Raw genomic sequence first — 18,139 nt, forward strand, 5'->3', positions numbered from 1 at the left:
GCTCAGCGCCCCTTCGCGCGGGGGGAGGCCGGCACGGTCGCGACCCGCACGACCGGACGATCCCAGGCCGACGGCGCGGCGTGGAAGCGCCGCCCGAACCGCGAGCCGCCGGTGATCCGGCGCACCGCCCAGATCGGGAGGAGCACGAAGACGTAGAGGAGGATGCACAGCGCCTGGCGCATGGTGTTCGGCCCCGGTTGGAGGGTGTGTGGCGTCGGCCGGCTCAGTCGAGCGGGATCTCCGCGCGCCAGTCGACGTCCTCGGCGAGCGGCGCCTGCTCGGCCTTCACGAGGAGGCACGAGCCGAGCACGAGCACGTCCATCTCGGTGCGCATGAAGCAGCGGTACGCCTCCTGCGGCGTGCAGACGATCGGCTCGCCGCGCACGTTGAAGGACGTGTTGACGAGAACCGGGCAACCGGTGAGCGCTTTGAAGCGGCGCAGCAGCCGCGCGTAGCGGGGCGAGCGCGCCTCCGTCACCGTCTGCACCCGCGCCGAGAGGTCGACGTGGGTGATCGACGGGAGCGTCGAGCGCACCTCGTTGATGGCGCCGAGCGAGCGCCGCGGCGTCGGCCCGACGCGGATCGCCTCCGCCACCGGCGAGACGACGAGCATGTAGGGGCTCTCCTCGCGCACCTCGAAGTACTCCGCCGCGTCCTCCTCCAGCACGGAGGGCGCGAAGGGGCGGAAGCTCTCGCGGTACTTGATCTTGAGGTTCATCGTGCGCTGCATCTCGGTGTTGCGCGGATCGCCCAGGATCGAGCGGGCGCCGAGCGCACGCGGGCCGAACTCCATGCGGCCCTGGAACCAGCCGACGACCGCGCCCTGCTCCAGGTGCCGGGAGACGGCGTCGAGCAGGTCCTGCTCCGGCATCCGCTGGTGGGCGTGCCCCGCCTCCTCGAGATAGGCGACGATCTCCTCGTCGGAGAAGTCCGGCCCGAGATAGGCGCCCTTCATCGCATCGGGCTGCGCGGGCACGCGCCGGCCGGTGCCGGTGATCGCCGTGTCGAGCGCGGCGCCGAGCGCGCAGCCGGCGTCGCCCGCCGCGGGCTGGACCCACAGCCGCGAGAACAGGCCCGAGCGCGAGACGTGCCCGTTCGAGACGCAATTGAGCGCGACGCCGCCGGCCATGCACAGCGCGTCCTCGCCGGTCATCTCCTTCGCGGCGCGGGCGAGCCCGAGCACGGCCTCGTCGGTGACGGCCTGGATCGAGGCGGCGATGTCGCACTCGCGCTGCGTGAGCTTGCTCTCGGGATCGCGCGCGGGGCCGCCGAACACCCTCGCGAAGGCCTCGCCGATCATCCGCTCGCCGCGCAGGAACTCGAACTTGTCGAGGTCCAGCGTGAAGGAGCCGTCCGCGCGCAGGTCGATGATCTCGCGGCGGATCAGGTCGGCGTAGCGCGGCTCGCCGTAGGGCGCGAGGCCCATGAGCTTGTACTCGCCGGAATCGACCTTGAAGCCGCAGAAGGAGGTGAAGGCCGAGTAGAGCAGCCCGAGCGAGTGCGGGTAGGCGACCGAGTTGACGAGCTCGAGCGCGCTCCCCTTGCCGTGCCAGATCGTCGTCGTGTGCCACTCGCCGACGCCGTCGATGCACAGCACGGCCGCGCTCTCGAAGGGGGAGGGGTAGAAGGCGGAGGCCGCGTGCGAGCGGTGGTGCTCGACGGCGCGCGCCTTCGGCGCGGCGCCGAGCCCGAGCTTGCCCAGCTCGCCGTCGACCACGGAGAGCGCGTCGCGCTTCCAGCCGAACCAGTCCGGCGCGATGCGCCCGAAGGCGCCGATCGCACGCGGGCCCGCGCTCGCGAAGGAGGACAGCGTGCGGCGGAACTTGATGTCGGGGCGCTCGTAATAGGTCACCGAGGCGAGATCCGACAGGGAGATTCCCGCCTCCGTCAGGCAGAAGCGTACCGCGTTCGCGGGGAAGCTCGAATCGTGGCGGCGCCGGGTGAAGCGCTCCTCCTGCGCCGCGGCGACGGGCACGCCGTCGCGCACGAGGGCGGCGGCGCTGTCGTGGTAGTAGGCGGAGATGCCGAGGTGATAGCCCGAGTGCTTGCCTTGGTCACGCATGTTCGGCCTCGCGGGCGGGCGCCCGGACGGGCGCGTGGTGCAGGAGCTCGAAGGCGCTCGGCGTGCCGGCGGCGGCCGGCGCGCCCTTGCGGAAGTAGTCGAGCTCGGCGGGACGCTTGACGATCGGCGCGAGAGACTCGTAGCCGGCGCGCACGCGCTCCCAATGGGGCTCGGGGTCGTCCATCTCGCCGACCGCGAGCATGTAGGCGTCGATCGCGTCGGCCGCCCAGGCGGAGTGCCCGGTCGAGACGTTGTCGATCGTGTTGTGAAGGTCGACGAACAGCGTCGGGAAGCCGTAGTGCTTCAGGAAGCGCCGCGCCGAGCGGTAGGCCCCACCCACGCCCGAGAGCTCCATGGCGAGGTTCATGCCGAGGATCTCGGGCCGCAGCGTCGTCGGGAACTTGCCGAGGCACAGCCAGTAGACCGGCAGCCGGAACGACGCGTCCTCCAGCAGCGGGCTGTCCGCGAAGGCCCGGGAGCCGGTCGGCGGCAGGCGGATGTCCATCGCCGCGAGCACCTCGCGGTAGATCTTGGGGTGGTTGATCTCCCAGTCGCCGTTGCCGAGCTCGTCCCAGTAGGTCTCGAACAGCGGGAAGCCGACGCGGGTCGCGGCGAGCGAGGTCTCGGTGAAGCCCTGCAGCCATGCGCCGTCGATCAGCGTCAGCGGCGCGAGCTGGAGCGTCTCCCGGATCACGTCCTCGCGGGTCGGCATCGTGTCCTCGCGGTGCTGCTCGAAATTGCTCGCGTTCTTGTCGTGCGAGTCGAGGAGCCAGGCGCGCACGCGCCCCGGCGACCAGTCCGCCGGCAGCGAGCGCTCCGTCGCGTCGATCGAGCGGCGCGCGGCGTCGAGCCAGAACCGGGCGTAGTCCAGCGCGAACGCGCGGGTGCGCGGGGCGAGCGCACGGCCCTGGAGCAGGTGGTAGGCGTCGCGGATCGTCGCCGGGACCGCGCCGAGCGCGGCATCGCCCGCCGAGATCGGCCCGCGCCGCGGCGCGAGCACGTCGAGCGGCAGCCGCGCCGGCGCCTCGGCCGCGTCCGCGGCACGCGGCTCGGCGAGGCTCGCGATCCAGCGGCGGATCACCGCCACGTCCTCGGCGCGGAAGATGCGGAACATCGGGCCGTTCGGGCGGATCAGCGTGCCGATCAGCGCCGAGCGATCCGGGTCGCTCGGTCGCACGAGCTTCGAGCGGGCGAGCGCGTCCACGAGAGGCAGCGGGTCGCCCTCGGCCTCCTTGAACCAGGCGTCGAGCGTCTTGCCCTCGAGCTTGTAGGTCTGATGGTAGACCGCGGCCTCGCGGGCGCGCTCCCGCACGAGCAGCGCCATGGCGAGCCGCGGATCGACGGCGGTCGCGGCGAGCTCCTCGATCTCGCGCGCCGCGCCGAGGATGCCGCGCGCGCCCCAGGCGAAGCCCTCGGCCACCCGTCGTGCGGCCTCGAGATCGTCGTAGCGCGCGGCGATGCGGAGCGAGAGCGAGAGCGGCGTCAGGCCCTTCGGCAGCGCCTCGTCCGTGAGCGCGCGCGCGAGATCGAGCTGCGGCAGCTCGGGCATTTCGCGCAGGGCGGCGAGCGCCTGGAAGGCCGGCGCGACGCCCATCGTGCGTAGGGCGAGGTCGATGCCCGCGAGCTCCGGCGCGAAGGCGTCCGAGCGCCGCGAGAGCGCGAACAGCACCGCGGGAAAGCGGAAGGCCACGTCCTGGATCTCGCGCACGGCGACGAGGTCGCGCGGGCCGCCCGCGACGTCCGGCAGGCCGGCGCGCCGCGCGAGGAGACGGAAGGCGTCGGCGCGCGACGCCTCCGGGCGGCCGACGCCGACGTCGTCGGCGAGCAGCGCCAGGATCTCGAGGTGCGTCTCGTCCTCGAAGACGCCGGGCGCCGAGAGCCCCTGGAGCCAGGCGCCGAGCGCCGACGCGAAGGGGGCGGACTGCCCGATCAGCGTCTCCTCGACGCGCCGCCCGGCGTCCTGCGCGCCGGCCACCTGCGCACCGGCCTCCTGCGAGCGCGCCGAACCGACGAGCCCCGCGAGCGAGGCGCGCGCCCCCTCGACGGCCTCGTCGAGCCGCGCGCGCGCGGCGTCGAGGTCGCCCGCCGAGGGCGTGGCGAAGGCCGCCTCGCCCTCGGGGCCGGCGAGGCCCGCCTGGCGCACGAGGTCGCGCAGGTTGGCCGCGTCGAGGAAGACTTCCGGGTTGATCGCCCAACGGTAGACGTGACGCCACATCGCGCTCTCGCTCCAGCATGATCGGTGGATGCGCCCGCACGCCGGGCGTGCGGGGCCGTCTCCCGCGCGCGTCATGGCGCGCGGGATCTCTCGTCCTGCGGTGAGGGACGGTGCCGAGCGCGCTGCGCTCAGGACATCGGCGCTCGGAACATCGGCGCTCAGAACATCGGGTAGATCGACGCGTCCTTCTTCTTGGCCTGCTTGCGGCCGAAGAGACGGGCGAAGAAGGAGAGAATGGTCTTCATGGTCGTTATCCTCCGTTGAGCGTGCGAAGCATCAGCTTCGCGACGAAATCGTGTCCGTCGTCCGTGAAGTGGATGCGGTCGACGAACAGCCAGCGGTCCGGTGCCGCTTCTGCGGCGATCACCGGCGCGAGATCCACGAAGCGCACGCCCATGCCTTCGGCACCGGCGCGCAGGCGCTCCGCGTAGGTTCGGTGGGTGTCGGCGGCGAGGATGTCGCCGTACGTCTCCGTGAAGGAGCCGCGCCGCTCGAGCTCGGCGAAGAGCGCCTCCTCCTCGCGCGAGCCCGTCGTGCGCACCCAGTTCGCCAGCGGCTGGAGCACGTAGGTGAGCCGCGCGCCCATGTCGGCGGCGAGCGCGCGCCAGGCGTCGAGATGGCGCAGCGTCAGGCCGGCCGCGTAGTCGATCTGCGCGGCCATGGTCGGCGGCGCCTCGTCCTCCTCCTGCTCGCCGCGCCCGCGCAGCCAGGAGGTGAAGGTCGAGGGCGTCTTCTTCGACATGGCGTCGAAGAAGTCGCGGCACATGAAGAAGGCGCCGTGCTCGCCGCGCATGCGCGCCGGCAGCCGCGCGAGGCCCAGGTCGTTGAAGCCCGAGAGCAGCACGATCTCCTCGACCTTCGGCAGGCGGTGCTTGTTCAGCGTGAACAGCACCAGCTCCTGCGTCGAGTTGAAGCTGCGCCCGCCGAAGTTGACCCACGCCTCGGGGCGCGGGTCGTTCTCGGTGAGACGGGCCGCCAGGGTGTGCCGGTCGCGGCTCGCGCCGATGCCGAACACGGTCGAGGAGCCCGCGATCACGCGCACGGCGTCCATCCCGCCGAGGTCCGCGACCGAATAGCGCCGGTTGCGCGCCTCGGTGTAGCGGAAGCCGCTGCCGTCGGTGGAGACCGTGTCCGAGCGATACCCGAACGGATGGAAGTACATCACGTAGGGAAGCCAGTTGATGTTGCCGGAATCGGCAAAATCTCCAGCGTAGTCAGCCATTTGTGGCGTAAGGTCCGCGATCGCCGACATCGTCCTCCCCACCGCGTTGTTCAACCCGCTGCATCGGCGGGGCGGGTTCCATACCACCGGCGATCGTTGTAATCAAGAGATGTTTTCGTTATCTCCTGCACGCTTTTGTTTATACGTGTTTCAACCCGGCCGTGCAGAACCGGGCGCTGATCGGCTTTCGCCCGCCGCCTGGGGCCGCCCCACCCGCAAATCCGGGTCGGGCGGAGGCGGATTGCACGGCTCGATTGGCATTTCCGCACCGTCACCGCCGAGGCGTGGCGACGCGCCGCAGCCGGTGGCGGCGGCTTCGATCCGGCGCGGGAAGGGGGTGACGGAGCGCGGCGCGTGCAGTACATCTCGGGCGCATCCCCCCATCGGGGGCCCGTAGCTCAATGGTTAGAGCCGGCCGCTCATAACGGTCTAGTTGCAGGTTCGAGTCCTGCCGGGCCCACCATCCCGCCTCGGCAGTCGCAGGCGGCCCACGGGAGGCATCGGTGTCCGTGCCATCACCGCGAGCGCAGATGGCCTCCGGCGGGATCGGTCGCGGGGCGTGGGGCGCGACGGCATCGCCGCCGCGCCGCCGGGCCGCCGCCCCTCAGGCGCCGGGAGGCGGGGGGAGGAACTCGACCTCGTGGCGGGCGGAGAGGGCGACGACCGCGCCGGGCTCCTGCTCGGCCATGGAGTGGATGCCCCAGAACAGGTCGTAGAGCTTGCGGGTGGGCGTCACCCAGAACAGGCACTTCACCGGCTGGTCGGTCTTGTTGAAGATGCCGTGGGGCATGCCCTTGGGCATGCGGATCAGGTCGCCCGCGTGCGCCACCACCTCCTCCTCGCCGAGCATCAGGTCGAAGCGGCCCTCGAGCATGTAGATGTACTCGTCCTGCGTCGGGTGGATGTGCGGCGGGACGAACGTGCCGACGGGGAACGTCGCGTGCCAGGAGAAGCACTGCTCGGTGACGCTCTTGGGCACGTAGACCTGGCCGAGGATGTTCAGGCGAACGCCCTCGAAGCCTTCTCCGCCGGGCGTGATCCCGGCGATCTCTTCGGTACGCATGGTGACGGCTCCCCTTCGGTTGTTCGTCGTCGTCCGTCAGACGTGGAGGAAGCGGTCCTTCACGCTGGCATCCGCCTTCAGGTCCGCGCTCGTGCCCATCCAGGCGACGCGGCCCTTCTCGACGACGACGTGCCGGTCCGCGAGCGGGATCAGCGCGTCGACGTTCTTGTCGATGACGAGGATGGCCTGACCCTCCGCCTTGAGGCGGGCGAGGCAGTCCCAGATCTCCGTGCGGATGAGGGGCGCGAGCCCCTCGGTCGCCTCGTCGAGGATGACGAGCTTGGGGTTCGTCATCAAGGCACGCCCGATGGCGAGCATCTGCTGCTCGCCACCCGAGAGCTGTGAGCCGAGGTTGCGGCGCCGCTCCTGGAGCCGCGGGAAGAGCGCGTAGACGCGCGCGAGCGTCCAGCGCGGGGTGCCGAAGCGCGTCGCGGCGGTGGCGACGAGGTTCTCCTCGACGGTGAGCGTCGGGAAGATCTGCCGGCCCTCGGGCACGAGGCCGATGCCGCACTGCGCGACCTCGTAGGAGGGCAGCCCCCGGATCGGGCGGCCCTCGAAGGCGATCTCGCCGCCCTTGGGGCGCACGAGGCCGAGGATGGAATTGACCGTGGTGGTCTTGCCCATGCCGTTGCGGCCGAGCAGCGTCACGACCTCGCCCTCGCCGACGTCGAAGGAGATGTCGAACAGGACCTGGGCCGGGCCGTAGCTCGATTCGAGATGGCGCACGGACAGCATCAGGCGGCCTCCTCGCCGAGATAGGCCTCGCGCACCGCGGGGTCGGCGCGCACCGCATCGGGCGCGCCGGTGGCGATGACGCGACCGTAGACGAGCACGCTCACACGGTCGGCCAGCGCGAAAACGGCCTCCATGTCGTGCTCGATCAGCACGATCGTGTAGCGGGACTTCAGCCCCAGCAGCGTCTCGACGACGCGCTCGCTCTCCTCGCGGCCGGTGCCGGCGAGCGGCTCGTCGAGCAGCAGCAGCTTGGGGCGCGTGGCGAGCGCGATCGCGAGCTCGAGCTGGCGCTTCTCGCCGTGCGACATCTGCCCGGCGACCATGTCGGCGCGGTCCGCCAGACCCACCGTGGCGAGCGCGTCCATCGCCTCGTCGTCGAGCACGCGCTCGCGCGAGGGGTCCCCGAAGAAGCGGAACGAGGAGCCCGAGCGCGCCTGCACGGCGGTGGCGACGTTCTCGCGGGCGGTGAAGCCCGGCAGGATCGAGGTGATCTGGAACGAGCGCGCGAGGCCGGCGCGCACCCGCTCGTGCATCGGCGCGCGGGTGACGTCGCGCCCGTCGAACAGGATCGCGCCCGAATCGGAGGGGGCGAGGCCGGAGATCTGATGGATGAGGGTGGTCTTGCCGGCGCCGTTGGGGCCGATGATCGCGTGCAGCTCGCCGGTCTCGACCGCGAGCGAGACGTCGTCGGTGACGGCGAGCGCGCCGTAGTTCTTGCGCAGGTTCTTCAGCTCCAGGATCGCGCTCATTTCGCCCTCCTGAAGAAGCCGAGGATGCCGCCGCGCGCGAACAGCGCGACGAGGACGAGGAGCGGGCCGAAGATCAGCTTCCAGTCCTGCGTGATGCGCGCGAGGATCTCCTCGAGGAAGAGGAAGGACATCGCGCCGACGATCGGCCCCACCAGCGTGCCCATGCCGCCGAGCACGACCATGATGATGAGCTCGCCCGAGCGCTGCCAGGAGATGAAGGCGGGTGAGACGAACTCGAGCTGGTTCGCCAGCAGGAAGCCCGAGAGGCCCGCGATCATGCCGGCGATGACGTAGGCGACGAGCTGGTAGCGGTAGGGGTCGTAGCCGATCGCCTGCATGCGCACGGGGTTCTCCTTCGTGCCGCGCAGCACGCGCCCGAAGCGCGAGCCGACGATGGCGCGCAAGAGCGCGTAGACGCCGACGAGGCAAGCGAGCACGAGGTAGTAGAACACCGTGTCGTTCTCGAGCACGTCGGTGCCCAGCACCGTGCTGCGCGAGGGGAGGGTGAGGCCGTCGTCGCCGCCGTAGGGCGCGAGCGAGGTCGTGAGGAAGTAGACCATCTGCCCGAAGGCGAGCGTGATCATGATGAAGTAGACGCCCTTCGTGCGCAGCGAGATCGCCCCCGTGACGAAGGCGAAGAGCGCGCTCGCCAGAAGCGTCACGAGGAGCTGGACGAAGAGATCCGGCACCGCGTGCGCCATCAGGATGCCGACCGCGTAGCAGCCGATCCCCACGAAGGCGGCGTGGCCGAAGGAGACCAGCGCGCCGTAGCCGAGAATCAGGTCGAGCGAGAGCGCGGCGATGGCGAAGATCATCGCGCGGATGACGAGGGACAGGAGGTAGCCCTCCGCGCCGACCTGCGCGAGGGCGGGGGCGAGGGCGAAGAAGGCGAACAGCGCGAGCGCCAGCGCCTCGCGGCGCCAGAGCCGCGGGCGCGGGGCGGCGGAGGCGGCGGACCCGCCCGCCGCCGGCGGGGGCGTCGCGGGCGCAGTCGCGGCGGGGGAGGCGGTGTCGAGCATCGGCGCGGGCCCCTTCAGCGCTTGACCGGGAAGAGGCCGGCGGGGCGGAAGAACAGGACCGCGGCCATGAGGATGTAGATCAGCATCGGCGCCACCGCCCGGCCGACCGTCGAGGCCGCGCCCGGGTCGAGGAACAGCCGCAGCACGTCGCCGGCGAAGGTGCGCCCCAGCGTGTCGACGAGGCCGATGATCAGCGCGGCCAGGAACGCGCCGCGCACCGAGCCGATGCCGCCGATGACGATGACGACGAAGGCGAGGATGAGCAGGTTGTCGCCCATGCCCGGCTCGACCGAGAGGATCGGCGCCACCATCGCCCCGGCGAAGCCCGCGAGCATCGCGCCGAAGCCGAACACGATCATGAACAGCCGGCGGATGTCGACGCCGAGCGCCGCGACCATCTTGGCGTTGGTCGCACCGGCGCGCACCAGCATCCCGGCGCGGGTGTAGTTCACGAGCACGTAGAGGAGCGCCGCGACCGCGAGGCCCGCGCCGATGATGGCGAGGCGGTAGACCGGGTAGAAGAAGCCGTCCATGAGCTGGATCGAGCCCTGCAGGAACTCCGGCACCGGCACGAAGAGAGGCGAGGAGCCCCAGATCACCTTCACACCCTGGTTCAGGAACAGGATGATGCCGAAGGTGGCGAGCACCTGCTCGAGGTGATCCTTGTCGTAGAGGTGCCGGAAGACCACGGCCTCGAGCAGGAGACCGAAGACGAGCGCGGCGGGCAGGGCGAGCAGCAGGCCCAGCCCGAAATTGCCTGTCCAGGTCGTGAAGGCGAAGGCGAAGTACGCCCCGATCATGTACTGCACGCCGTGGGCGAGGTTGATGAAGTCCATCACCCCGAAGACGAGCGTGAGCCCCGCCGCGATCAGGAACAGGATGATCCCGAACTGCAGGCCGTTGAGGGTCTGGACCAGGATGAGCGTGGTGTACATGGCGCGATTTCGCCCTCGCGTCTGTCCCTCCGTGCGGGGGAGGGGAATGCTCGCGAAGCGAGCGAGGGGTGGGGTCCACCCGCGATCCCTGGCAACGGCATGCGAGACGCCGATGCCGGCTCTCCCCTCTCCCTCGTGGAGAGGGGCCGGGGGTGTGGGGCGTGCAGGATAGGGCGCGATCGTAGATGCCGATCGGTGGCGCCGGCGGCGGCCGATCGCTCTTCACCCGACGCCCCACACCCCTAGCCCCTCTCCAAGAGACTGAAGACCTTGGGAGAGGGGAACTCCGTCGCGGTTCCGTCGAAAGCCTGCCGGCGTCCGAGGAACCGCGACGATGGTGACGACGGCCGCCTCAGCCGCCCATCTGGCACTCGGAGGCGTAGACGTCGCCGTAGTCGTCGAAGACCTGCTCGATGATCTGCGTCTGGAACATGCCGTCCTCGCGCTGGGCGACCTCCACGAGGTAGAAGTCCTGGATCGGGTACTGGTTGTTGTTGAAGGCGAAGTCGCCGCGCAGCGACTGGAAGTCCGCCGCCTTGATCGCCGCGAGCAGCGCATCCTGGTCGCCGGTGCCGCCGGCGGCCTCGATGGCCGAATCGAGCAGCATCGCGGTGTCGAAGGCCTGCATGGCGTAGGAGCCCGGGACGCTGCCGAACTTCGCGATGTAGGCGTCGACGAACTCGGCGTTGCCGGGGGTGTCCATGTCCGGCGCCCAGGTCATCGCGCCGAACATGCCGAGCGCCGCGTCCTGCTGCGCGGGCAGCGTCGACTCGTCCACCGTGAAGGCCGAGAGGAAGGGGATGCGGTCCTTCATGCCGGCCTGGTTGTACTGGCGCACCAGGTTCACGCCCATGCCGCCGGGCATGAAGGTGAACACAGCGTCGGGCTGCATCGCCGCGATGCGGGCGAGCTCGGCGGAGAAGTCGAGCTGGCCGAGCTGGGTGTAGACCTCGTCGACGATCTCGCCCTCGAAATGGCGCTTGAAGCCCGCCGCCGAATCGCGCCCGGCCTGGTAGTTCGGCACCAAGATGAAGACGCGCTCGTAGCCGCGGTCCTGCGCGACGCGGCCCATCACCTCGTGGACCTGGTCGTTCTGGTAGGAGGTGACGAAGAAGTTCGGGTGGCACTCGGCGCCCGCGTAGGACGACGGCCCGGCGTTGGGGCTGATCAGGATCCTGTCCGCGTCCATCACCGGCTTGTGGATCGCCTGGAGAATGTTGGAGAAGATCGGCCCGACGACGACGTCGACGTTCTCGCGCTCGATCAGCCCGTTGACGCGGGTGAGCGCGACGTCCGGCTTCTGCTCGTCGTCGACCACGACGACCTCGACCGGCACGCCGCCGAGCTCGCCGCCGAGCTGCTCGACCGCGAGCTGGAAGCCGTCTCGGGCCTGCTCGCCGAGCGAGGCGGCGGGGCCCGAGAGCGTGACGATGATGCCGACCTTCACCGGGTCGGCGCCCTGCGCATGCGTGAGCGCGGTCGTGGCGAGGAGCCCGAGCGCCGCGAGGCCGAGATGCTTGGAAATGCGCGTCATGAAAGCTGTACTCCCGTTTCTGGCTGTTCCCCGCGCGTTTTGCCGCGCTCGTTGATGCCGCCGGAGCGTCTTGCGACCCGATGAGATCGGGTCGGCCGCTCCAGCTGTTCCTCTTTGGAGCATCGTCCTGTCCACCAACCGGATTCCACTTGGTGGGACGATGCTCCCGGGCACTGTACGCGACGGGACGCGTCCGCAAAGCGCCTTTTCCGGCCCCCCGCAACGCCCGTCGCCAGACCCTCCCGAACCCCGCTTGACGCGGCCCTCGTTCCGGCCTGATATTTGAAGCTTAAAACAAGCCGCGCGCAAACCACAAGAGCCCGGACGCATCTTCGCGGGGGGCGGGACGAGGAGGGAGCGCCATGGACACCGCACCGCGCCACCGCAGCGCGCAGAAGGGACGGCTCGCCGGTCGCCACGCGCTCGTCACCGGCGGCGGGCGCGGGATCGGCCTCGCGATCGCTCGGGCGCTGTCCGAGGCCGGCGCCGAGGTCACCGTGCTCGGGCGCGACATGGCCGCGCTCGAGCGCACGATCGCCGCCCGCGCCGCGCGCCATGCGGTGACGGCGGACGTGACGATCGAGGAGGCGGTCGTGCACGCGCTCGGCGAGGCGGCGGAGCGCGCGGGGCCGATCGACTTGATGATCTGCAACGCCGGCGCCGCCGAGACGGCGCCCTTCCAGGCGACCTCGAACGAGATGCTCCGGCGCATGCTGGACATGAACTTCACGAGCGTCGTCTACGCCGCCCGCGCCGTGCTGCCGGCGATGGTCGAGCGCGGCTTCGGGCGCATCGTGGCGGTGGCCTCCACCGCGTCGCTGAAGGGCTACCCCTACGTCTCGGCCTACGTCGCGGCGAAGCACGCGACGCTCGGCCTGGTGCGCGCGCTGGCGCTGGAGACGGCGCGCAAGGGCGTGACGGTCAACGCCGTCTGCCCCGGCTTCACCGACACGGACATCGTGGCGCACAGCGTCGAGCGGATCGTCGCAAAGACCGGCCGCACGCCGGAAGAGGCGATGGGCGAGCTGACGAAGCACAACCCGCAGGGGCGGCTCGTCCGCCCCGAGGAAGTCGCCGACGCGGTCTCCTGGCTGTGCGGCGAGGCCGCCGCCTCGGTCACCGGCCAGGCGATCGCGGTCGCGGGGGGCGAGGTGTGATGCACGATCGCGTATCCGTCGACGAGACTGCGCCGGAGCCGGTGCCGCTGGACCACGAGGCCAAGGCGCTCGAGGCGCCCGCCGAGCACGCGGCCGAACTGCGGCTGTGGCTGCGCCTGCTCACGCTCTCGACCATGATCGAGGGCGAGGTGCGTCGGCGCCTGCGCGAGCGCTTCGACGTGACGCTGCCGCGCTTCGACCTGATGGCGCAGCTCGTCCGCGCGCCCGACGGAATGACGCTGTCGGACGTCTCCAAGCGCATGATGGTCTCGAACGGCAACGTCACGGGCCTCGTCGAGCGGCTCGTCGAGAGCGGCCACGTCGACCGGCGCGTCTCGCAGACCGACCGGCGCGCGCAGGTGATCCGCCTCACGGAGGAGGGCCGCGCCGCCTTCCGCGCCATGGCGGTGGAGCACGAGGCCTGGATCGCCGAGATGCTCGGCGGCCTCGACGCGGGCGAGAGCGAAGCGCTGATGGGCCTGCTCGGCAAGGTGAAGGCCTCGACGCGCACGGCCATCGACGCGAATGCACGAGCGCGCACGGAGGAGGCGCGCACGAACAGCAACGCCGGCACGGGAGGCCCGCGATGAACCCCGCCAATGCGGTCACGATCCCGGTCGCGTCCTACGCGCCGGCGCATTTCCTGCTCGACGTGTCGGACGGCGTCGCCACCGTGACGCTGAACCGGCCGCACAAGAAGAACCCGCTCACCTTCGAGAGCTACCGGGAGCTGACCGATCTCTTCGCCGCGCTCAAGAAGGACGAGACCGTCCACGCGGTGGTGATCGCCGGGGCGGGCGGCAACTTCTCCTCGGGCGGCGACGTGTTCGAGATCATCGAGCCGCTCACCGAGATGGGGACGAAGGACCTGACCGCCTTCACCCGGATGACCGGCGAGCTCGTGCGCGAGATGCGCGCCTGCCCGCAGCCGGTGATCGCGGCGGTGGAGGGGATCTGCGCCGGGGCCGGCGCCATCGTCGCCATGGCGAGCGACATCCGCCTCGCGGCCCCCTCCGCGAAGGTCGCCTTCCTGTTCAACAAGGTCGGGCTCGCCGGCTGCGACATGGGCGCGTGCGCGATCCTGCCCCGCCTCGTCGGCCAGGGCCGCGCCTCCGAGCTGCTCTACACCGGCCGCTTCATGCGCGCCGAGGAAGGCGAGCGCTGGGGGTTCTTCTCGCGCGTCTGCGAGGGGCCGGTGCTCGAGGAGGCCCGCGCGCTCGCGGCCGAGATCGTCGCGGGGCCGACCTACGCCAACACGATGACGAAGCGGATGCTCGCCATGGAATGGGCGATGTCGGTGGAGGAGGCGATCGAGGCCGAGGCCGTCGCGCAGGCTTTGTGCATGACGACCAACGACTTCCGTCGGGCTTTCGAAGCTTTCGCGCAGAAGGCGAAACCCGTCTTCGGCGGCGATTGAGGAGGCGGCGGCGATGCCCGACGGGAGCTTTCTCCACTGGCCGTTCTTCGAGGATCGGCACCGCGACTTCGCGAGCCGGCTGAGGGACTTCGCGGCCGATCTTCGCGTTTCGCACGACGATGTCGACGCGGCCTGCCGCACCCTGGTGCGCCGACTCGGCGAAGCCGGCTGGCTGCGCGCCGTGGCGCCCGAGGCCCATGGCGGGCAGGGCGACACCTACGACGTCCGCACGCTGTGCCTCGCCCGCGAGACGCTGGCCTACCGGGACGGGCTCGCCGATTTCGCCTTCGCCATGCAGGGGCTCGGCACCGGCCCCGTGACCCTGTTCGGATCGGACGACCTCAAGCGCCGCATCCTGCCCGGCGTGGTGCGCGGCGAGCGCATCGCGGCCTTCGCGCTCTCCGAGCCGGAGGCCGGGTCGGACGTCGCGGCGCTCGCCACCGCGGCGCGGATCGAGGGCGGCGAGGCGATCCTCGACGGGGAGAAGACCTGGATCTCGAACGGCGGCATCGCCGACCACTACGTCGTCTTCGCCCGCACCGGCGAGGCGCCCGGCGCGCGGGGCCTCTCGGCCTTCCTCGTCGAGGCGGACAATCCGGGGCTCACGGTCGCGGAGCGCATCGACGTGATCGCGCCCCACCCGCTGGCGCGCCTGCGCTTCGAGGGCTGCCGCGTGCCGCTCGCGCATCGCATCGGCGCGCCCGGCGCGGGCTTCAAGGTGGCGATGGCGACCCTCGACGTCTTCCGCTCGACGGTGGGAGCGGCCGCGCTGGGCTTCGCCCGCCGCGCGCTCGACGAGGCGCTGGAGCGGGCGCGCACGCGCCATCTCTTCGGCGCGCCGATGGGCGAGCTGCCGCTCACGCAGGCCGCGCTCGCCGAGATGGCGACCGACGTCGACACGTCCGCGCTCCTCGTCTACCGCGCCGCCTGGACCAAGGACATGGGCGCCCCGCGCGTCACCCGGGAGGCGGCGATGGCGAAGATGGTCGCCACCGAGAGTGCGCAATCCGTGATCGACAAGGCCGTGCAGATCTTCGGCGGGCTGGGCGTGACGAAGGGCGTCCCCGTCGAGGCGCTCTACCGCGAGATCCGGGCGCTGCGAATCTACGAGGGCGCCACCGAGGTCCAGAAGATCGTCATCGCCCGCGAGACGCTGAAGGGGGCGGGGGGATGAGACGCGTCCTCGACGCGCATGCCGGCTCTCTCCTTCCCTGTAGGGGAAGGTGGCGCGCCGCCGCAGGCGGCGTGACGGATGGGGCGCGCGGGACGCGCGTTCGGCGCAGCCGAAATGCCCCGCGCGCACCGGACACCACGGTTTCCGCTTCGCGGAACGCGTCGCTGCTCGCCGCGCCCCATCCGTCTCGGCTTCGCCGATCCTCCTTCCCCTACAGGGAAGGAGAAGGGTTCGGAGCCCTCATCGCCTTCGGCCTCCGGGGTGACGCGAAACGCGCCCCATTGTCCGACCTGCCAGCCCGGAGACGCGCATGACCCCCAGCGCCCACCAGGACACGTACGCGCGCGACAACCTCCCGCCGCGGGAGACGTGGCCGGACTTCGTCTTCTCGCGCCCGGAGCTGTGTTACCCCGAGCGGCTCAACTGCGTCGACGCATTCCTGGACGTGCACGTGCGCGAGGGGCGGGGGGATCGCTCCTGCATCGTCGCGCCGGGCGAGAGCCTGAGCTATGCGCAGCTCCAGGACCGGGTGAACCGAATCGCCAACGTGTTGACGAAGCAACTCGGCCTCGTGCCCGGCGGGCGCGTGCTGCTGCGCTCGGCCAACAACCCGATGATGGTCGCCTGCTATCTCGCGGTGCTCAAGGCGGGCGGCGTCGTCGTCGCGACCATGCCGCTGCTGCGCGCCCGCGAGATCGCCTATCCGATCGAGAAGGCGAAGATCGCCCTCGCTCTGTGCGACGCGGGCCTCGCCGAGGAGATGCGCAGGGCCGAGCCGCTGTGCGATTGCCTGCAGCGGGTGGTCTACTGGGGCACGCACGACGCGTCCGGGCTGGAGGCGCTGATCGAGGACGCCTCGCCGGAGTTCGAGGCGGTGGACACCGCCGCCGACGACGTCTGCCTCTTCGGCTTCACCTCGGGCACGACGGGCGAGCCCAAGGGGACCATGCACTTCCACCGCGACCTGCTCGCGATCTGCGACGCCTACGGCAGGAACGTGCTGCGCGCCGAGCCGGACGACCGCTTCATCGGCTCGCCGCCGCTCGCCTTCACCTTCGGGCTCGGCGGCATCGTGCTGTTCCCGTTGGCGATCGGCGCCTCCACCGTGCTGCTCGAGAAGGCCGGGCCGAACGAGCTGCTTCCGGCCATCGCCGAGCATCGGGTCAGCGTCGTCTTCACCGCGCCCACCGCCTACCGCGCGATGCTGCCGCGGCTTTCCGAGTTCGACGTCTCGTGCCTGCGCAGATGCGTCTCCGCCGGCGAGCCGCTGCCCAAGGCGACCTTCGACGCCTGGCACGAGGCGACGGGCCTGAAGCTGATGGACGGCATCGGTGCCACCGAGATGCTGCACATCTTCATCGCCTCGCCCGAGGAGGAGATCCGCCCCGGTGCCACGGGGCGGCCGGTGCCCGGCTACGAGGCCAAGATCCTCGACCCGGAGGGGAACGACCTCCCGCCCGGCAGCGTCGGGCGCCTCGCGGTGCGTGGGCCGACCGGCTGCCGCTACCTCGCCGATCCGCGGCAGGCGAAGTACGTCGAGAACGGCTGGAACGTCACCGGCGACACCTACCTGATGGACGAGGACGGCTACTTCTGGTACCAGGCGCGCTCGGACGACATGATCGTCTCCTCGGGCTACAACATCGCCGGTCCCGAGGTCGAGGCGGCGCTCCTCACCCATCCCGCGGTCGCCGAATGCGGCGTCGTCGGCGTGCCGGACGAGGAGCGCGGCATGATCGTGCGCGCCTACGTCGTGCTGCGCGAGGGCGAGAGCGCCGATGCCGCTACGGGCAAGCTGCTGCAGGAGCACGTGAAGTCCGAGATCGCGCCCTACAAGTACCCGCGCTCGATCGTGTTCGTCGAGGCTCTGCCGAAGACGCAGACCGGCAAGCTCCAGCGCTTCGCCCTGCGCCGGCAGGCGAGCGAGGAGGCCGTTCGATGAGCGCCCGCATCACGCCTCCCGACCGCGCGCGCCTCGGCGCCGGCGTCCACGTCGCGCCGGTGAAGATCCGCTTCGCCCATTGCGACCCGGCGGGAATCGTGTACTTCGCCCGCTGGTTCGACATGATCAACGGCGTGATCGAGGACTTCTTCGGCGCCGCCCTGGGGCTCGACTACCACGCCCTCATTCGCGACCGGAGGCTCGGCCTCGGCTACGGGCAGGCGCACGCGGACTACCTGAAGCCGGGCATGATGGGCGACGTCGTCGACTTCGCCGTGCTCGTCGAGCGGATCGGCGGCGCGTCGCTGGGGCTGATGGTTCCCGGCTACCGCGGGGACGAGCCGGTGATCGCGGCGCGGCTCGTCATCGTGACGACGGACCTGAACGCCCACGAGGCGATACGCCTGCCCGACGACCTGCGCGCGGCGCTCGCCGCCTACGAGGAGAGATGCCGATGACCGGCCTGCGCGAGCGCCTGATGGGCGAGGGTGACGAGGGCGGCCAGGATGGACGCGCGCGCGTCCTCCAGCCGCCGGGCTGGCCGGCGCCCAAGGGCTATTCCAACGGCATGGCGGCGCGGGGCACCCTCGTCGTCACGGGCGGCGTCGTCGGCTGGGACGCCGAGGGCCGCTTCCCGGAGGGCTTCGTGGCGCAGACGCGGCTCGCCCTCGAGAGCATCGTCGCGATTCTCGCCGAGGGCGGCGCCGCGCCGCGCGACCTCGTTCGGCTGACCTGGTACGTCACCGACGTCGACGCCTATCTCGCCTGCCAGCGCGACCTCGGGCGTGCCTATCGCGAGGTGGTCGGCGCGCACTATCCGGCCATGGCGCTCGTGCAGGTGGTCCGCCTCGTCGAGCCCGCCGCCCTCGTGGAGATCGAGGCGACCGCCGTCGTTCCCGCCTGATCGGGAGCCGC

The 18,139-nt window shown here is 71.1% G+C and carries 17 protein-coding genes and 1 tRNA gene; 8 read left to right on the forward strand and 10 right to left on the reverse strand.

From position 1 onward, the window contains the following. Positions 1–2 precede the first annotated feature (2 nt). The 4 genes from AB9M23_RS17245 to AB9M23_RS17260 form a co-directional block, all read right to left on the reverse strand. Positions 3–182 (reverse strand): hypothetical protein, encoded by a 180-nt coding sequence (locus tag AB9M23_RS17245; protein WP_372425815.1) that lies wholly within the window; start codon positions 180–182, stop codon positions 3–5. Between the two features lie 41 nt (positions 183–223). Beyond that, positions 224–2,062: a carbamoyltransferase family protein gene (locus AB9M23_RS17250; protein ID WP_372425816.1), complete on the reverse strand. Its 1,839-nt coding sequence runs from the start codon at positions 2,060–2,062 to the stop codon at positions 224–226. Beyond that, positions 2,055–4,277, reverse strand: a complete 2,223-nt coding sequence (locus tag AB9M23_RS17255; protein ID WP_372425817.1) for an iron-containing redox enzyme family protein — start codon at positions 4,275–4,277, stop codon at positions 2,055–2,057. Before AB9M23_RS17255 ends, AB9M23_RS17250 begins: the two co-directional genes overlap by 8 nt. Positions 4,278–4,527: 250 nt before the next feature. Beyond that, positions 4,528–5,499: an SGNH/GDSL hydrolase family protein gene (locus AB9M23_RS17260; protein ID WP_372425818.1), complete on the reverse strand. Its 972-nt coding sequence runs from the start codon at positions 5,497–5,499 to the stop codon at positions 4,528–4,530. 387 nt (positions 5,500–5,886) lie between these two features. Between AB9M23_RS17260 and AB9M23_RS17265 the strand changes: the two genes are divergently transcribed. After that, positions 5,887–5,962, forward strand: a tRNA-Ile gene (locus AB9M23_RS17265). A gap of 141 nt (positions 5,963–6,103) precedes the next feature. Here the strand turns inward: AB9M23_RS17265 and AB9M23_RS17270 are convergent. The 6 genes from AB9M23_RS17270 to AB9M23_RS17295 form a co-directional block, all read right to left on the reverse strand. Next, positions 6,104–6,562, reverse strand: coding sequence for a cupin domain-containing protein (locus AB9M23_RS17270; protein WP_372425819.1), 459 nt, complete (start codon positions 6,560–6,562; stop codon positions 6,104–6,106). A 36-nt stretch (positions 6,563–6,598) separates the two neighbouring features. Next, positions 6,599–7,297, reverse strand: coding sequence for an ABC transporter ATP-binding protein (locus tag AB9M23_RS17275; protein ID WP_372425820.1), 699 nt, complete (start codon positions 7,295–7,297; stop codon positions 6,599–6,601). Then, the gene (locus AB9M23_RS17280) at positions 7,297–8,046 is read right to left on the reverse strand and encodes an ABC transporter ATP-binding protein (protein WP_372425821.1); all 750 of its coding nucleotides are present in this window, start codon (positions 8,044–8,046) and stop codon (positions 7,297–7,299) included. The genes AB9M23_RS17275 and AB9M23_RS17280 overlap by 1 nt, the downstream gene beginning before the upstream one ends. After that, positions 8,043–9,065, reverse strand: a complete 1,023-nt coding sequence (locus tag AB9M23_RS17285) for a branched-chain amino acid ABC transporter permease (protein WP_372425822.1) — start codon at positions 9,063–9,065, stop codon at positions 8,043–8,045. The genes AB9M23_RS17280 and AB9M23_RS17285 overlap by 4 nt, the downstream gene beginning before the upstream one ends. A 14-nt stretch (positions 9,066–9,079) precedes the next feature. After that, positions 9,080–10,000, reverse strand: a complete 921-nt coding sequence (locus AB9M23_RS17290; RefSeq protein ID WP_372425823.1) for a branched-chain amino acid ABC transporter permease — start codon at positions 9,998–10,000, stop codon at positions 9,080–9,082. 352 nt (positions 10,001–10,352) lie between these two features. Continuing rightward, on the reverse strand, positions 10,353–11,534 hold the full coding sequence (locus AB9M23_RS17295) for an ABC transporter substrate-binding protein (protein ID WP_372425825.1): 1,182 nt from the start codon (positions 11,532–11,534) through the stop codon (positions 10,353–10,355). 362 nt (positions 11,535–11,896) lie between these two features. On the opposite strand from AB9M23_RS17295, the gene AB9M23_RS17300 reads away from it, so the two are divergent. From AB9M23_RS17300 to AB9M23_RS17330, 7 genes are all read left to right on the forward strand, one after another. After that, on the forward strand, positions 11,897–12,691 hold the full coding sequence (locus AB9M23_RS17300; protein WP_372425826.1) for an SDR family NAD(P)-dependent oxidoreductase: 795 nt from the start codon (positions 11,897–11,899) through the stop codon (positions 12,689–12,691). Further along, on the forward strand, positions 12,691–13,281 hold the full coding sequence (locus tag AB9M23_RS17305; RefSeq protein WP_372425827.1) for a MarR family winged helix-turn-helix transcriptional regulator: 591 nt from the start codon (positions 12,691–12,693) through the stop codon (positions 13,279–13,281). Before AB9M23_RS17300 ends, AB9M23_RS17305 begins: the two co-directional genes overlap by 1 nt. After that, positions 13,278–14,108: an enoyl-CoA hydratase family protein gene (locus tag AB9M23_RS17310; RefSeq protein WP_372425829.1), complete on the forward strand. Its 831-nt coding sequence runs from the start codon at positions 13,278–13,280 to the stop codon at positions 14,106–14,108. Before AB9M23_RS17305 ends, AB9M23_RS17310 begins: the two co-directional genes overlap by 4 nt. Positions 14,109–14,121: 13 nt before the next feature. Then, a complete protein-coding gene (locus tag AB9M23_RS17315; protein ID WP_372425830.1) occupies positions 14,122–15,282 on the forward strand; it encodes an acyl-CoA dehydrogenase family protein in 1,161 nt (386 codons plus the stop codon). A gap of 310 nt (positions 15,283–15,592) precedes the next feature. After that, the gene (locus AB9M23_RS17320; protein WP_372425831.1) at positions 15,593–17,224 is read left to right on the forward strand and encodes a benzoate-CoA ligase family protein; all 1,632 of its coding nucleotides are present in this window, start codon (positions 15,593–15,595) and stop codon (positions 17,222–17,224) included. Then, complete coding sequence (locus AB9M23_RS17325; protein ID WP_372425832.1) at positions 17,221–17,682, forward strand: acyl-CoA thioesterase; 462 nt, start codon at positions 17,221–17,223, stop codon at positions 17,680–17,682. The genes AB9M23_RS17320 and AB9M23_RS17325 overlap by 4 nt, the downstream gene beginning before the upstream one ends. Further along, positions 17,679–18,128 (forward strand): RidA family protein, encoded by a 450-nt coding sequence (locus tag AB9M23_RS17330; RefSeq protein ID WP_372425833.1) that lies wholly within the window; start codon positions 17,679–17,681, stop codon positions 18,126–18,128. The genes AB9M23_RS17325 and AB9M23_RS17330 overlap by 4 nt, the downstream gene beginning before the upstream one ends. Positions 18,129–18,139: the final 11 nt, after the last annotated feature.

The organism is Salinarimonas chemoclinalis (assembly GCF_041514305.1).
GTDB classification, from domain to species: Bacteria; Pseudomonadota; Alphaproteobacteria; order Rhizobiales; family Beijerinckiaceae; genus Salinarimonas; species Salinarimonas chemoclinalis.

Excerpts from the sequence above, each read along its gene's own strand:
- AB9M23_RS17245 (WP_372425815.1), bottom strand. The coding sequence starts at position 182 with ATGCGCCAGGCGCTGTGCATCCTCCTCTACGTCTTCGTGCTCCTCCCG.
- AB9M23_RS17250 (WP_372425816.1), bottom strand. The coding sequence starts at position 2,062 with ATGCGTGACCAAGGCAAGCACTCGGGCTATCACCTCGGCATCTCCGCC.
- AB9M23_RS17255 (WP_372425817.1), bottom strand. The coding sequence starts at position 4,277 with ATGTGGCGTCACGTCTACCGTTGGGCGATCAACCCGGAAGTCTTCCTC.
- AB9M23_RS17260 (WP_372425818.1), bottom strand. The coding sequence starts at position 5,499 with ATGGCTGACTACGCTGGAGATTTTGCCGATTCCGGCAACATCAACTGG.
- AB9M23_RS17270 (WP_372425819.1), bottom strand. The coding sequence starts at position 6,562 with ATGCGTACCGAAGAGATCGCCGGGATCACGCCCGGCGGAGAAGGCTTC.
- AB9M23_RS17275 (WP_372425820.1), bottom strand. The coding sequence starts at position 7,297 with ATGCTGTCCGTGCGCCATCTCGAATCGAGCTACGGCCCGGCCCAGGTC.
- AB9M23_RS17280 (WP_372425821.1), bottom strand. The coding sequence starts at position 8,046 with ATGAGCGCGATCCTGGAGCTGAAGAACCTGCGCAAGAACTACGGCGCG.
- AB9M23_RS17285 (WP_372425822.1), bottom strand. The coding sequence starts at position 9,065 with ATGCTCGACACCGCCTCCCCCGCCGCGACTGCGCCCGCGACGCCCCCG.
- AB9M23_RS17290 (WP_372425823.1), bottom strand. The coding sequence starts at position 10,000 with ATGTACACCACGCTCATCCTGGTCCAGACCCTCAACGGCCTGCAGTTC.
- AB9M23_RS17295 (WP_372425825.1), bottom strand. The coding sequence starts at position 11,534 with ATGACGCGCATTTCCAAGCATCTCGGCCTCGCGGCGCTCGGGCTCCTC.
- AB9M23_RS17300 (WP_372425826.1), top strand. The coding sequence starts at position 11,897 with ATGGACACCGCACCGCGCCACCGCAGCGCGCAGAAGGGACGGCTCGCC.
- AB9M23_RS17305 (WP_372425827.1), top strand. The coding sequence starts at position 12,691 with ATGCACGATCGCGTATCCGTCGACGAGACTGCGCCGGAGCCGGTGCCG.
- AB9M23_RS17310 (WP_372425829.1), top strand. The coding sequence starts at position 13,278 with ATGAACCCCGCCAATGCGGTCACGATCCCGGTCGCGTCCTACGCGCCG.
- AB9M23_RS17315 (WP_372425830.1), top strand. The coding sequence starts at position 14,122 with ATGCCCGACGGGAGCTTTCTCCACTGGCCGTTCTTCGAGGATCGGCAC.
- AB9M23_RS17320 (WP_372425831.1), top strand. The coding sequence starts at position 15,593 with ATGACCCCCAGCGCCCACCAGGACACGTACGCGCGCGACAACCTCCCG.
- AB9M23_RS17325 (WP_372425832.1), top strand. The coding sequence starts at position 17,221 with ATGAGCGCCCGCATCACGCCTCCCGACCGCGCGCGCCTCGGCGCCGGC.
- AB9M23_RS17330 (WP_372425833.1), top strand. The coding sequence starts at position 17,679 with ATGACCGGCCTGCGCGAGCGCCTGATGGGCGAGGGTGACGAGGGCGGC.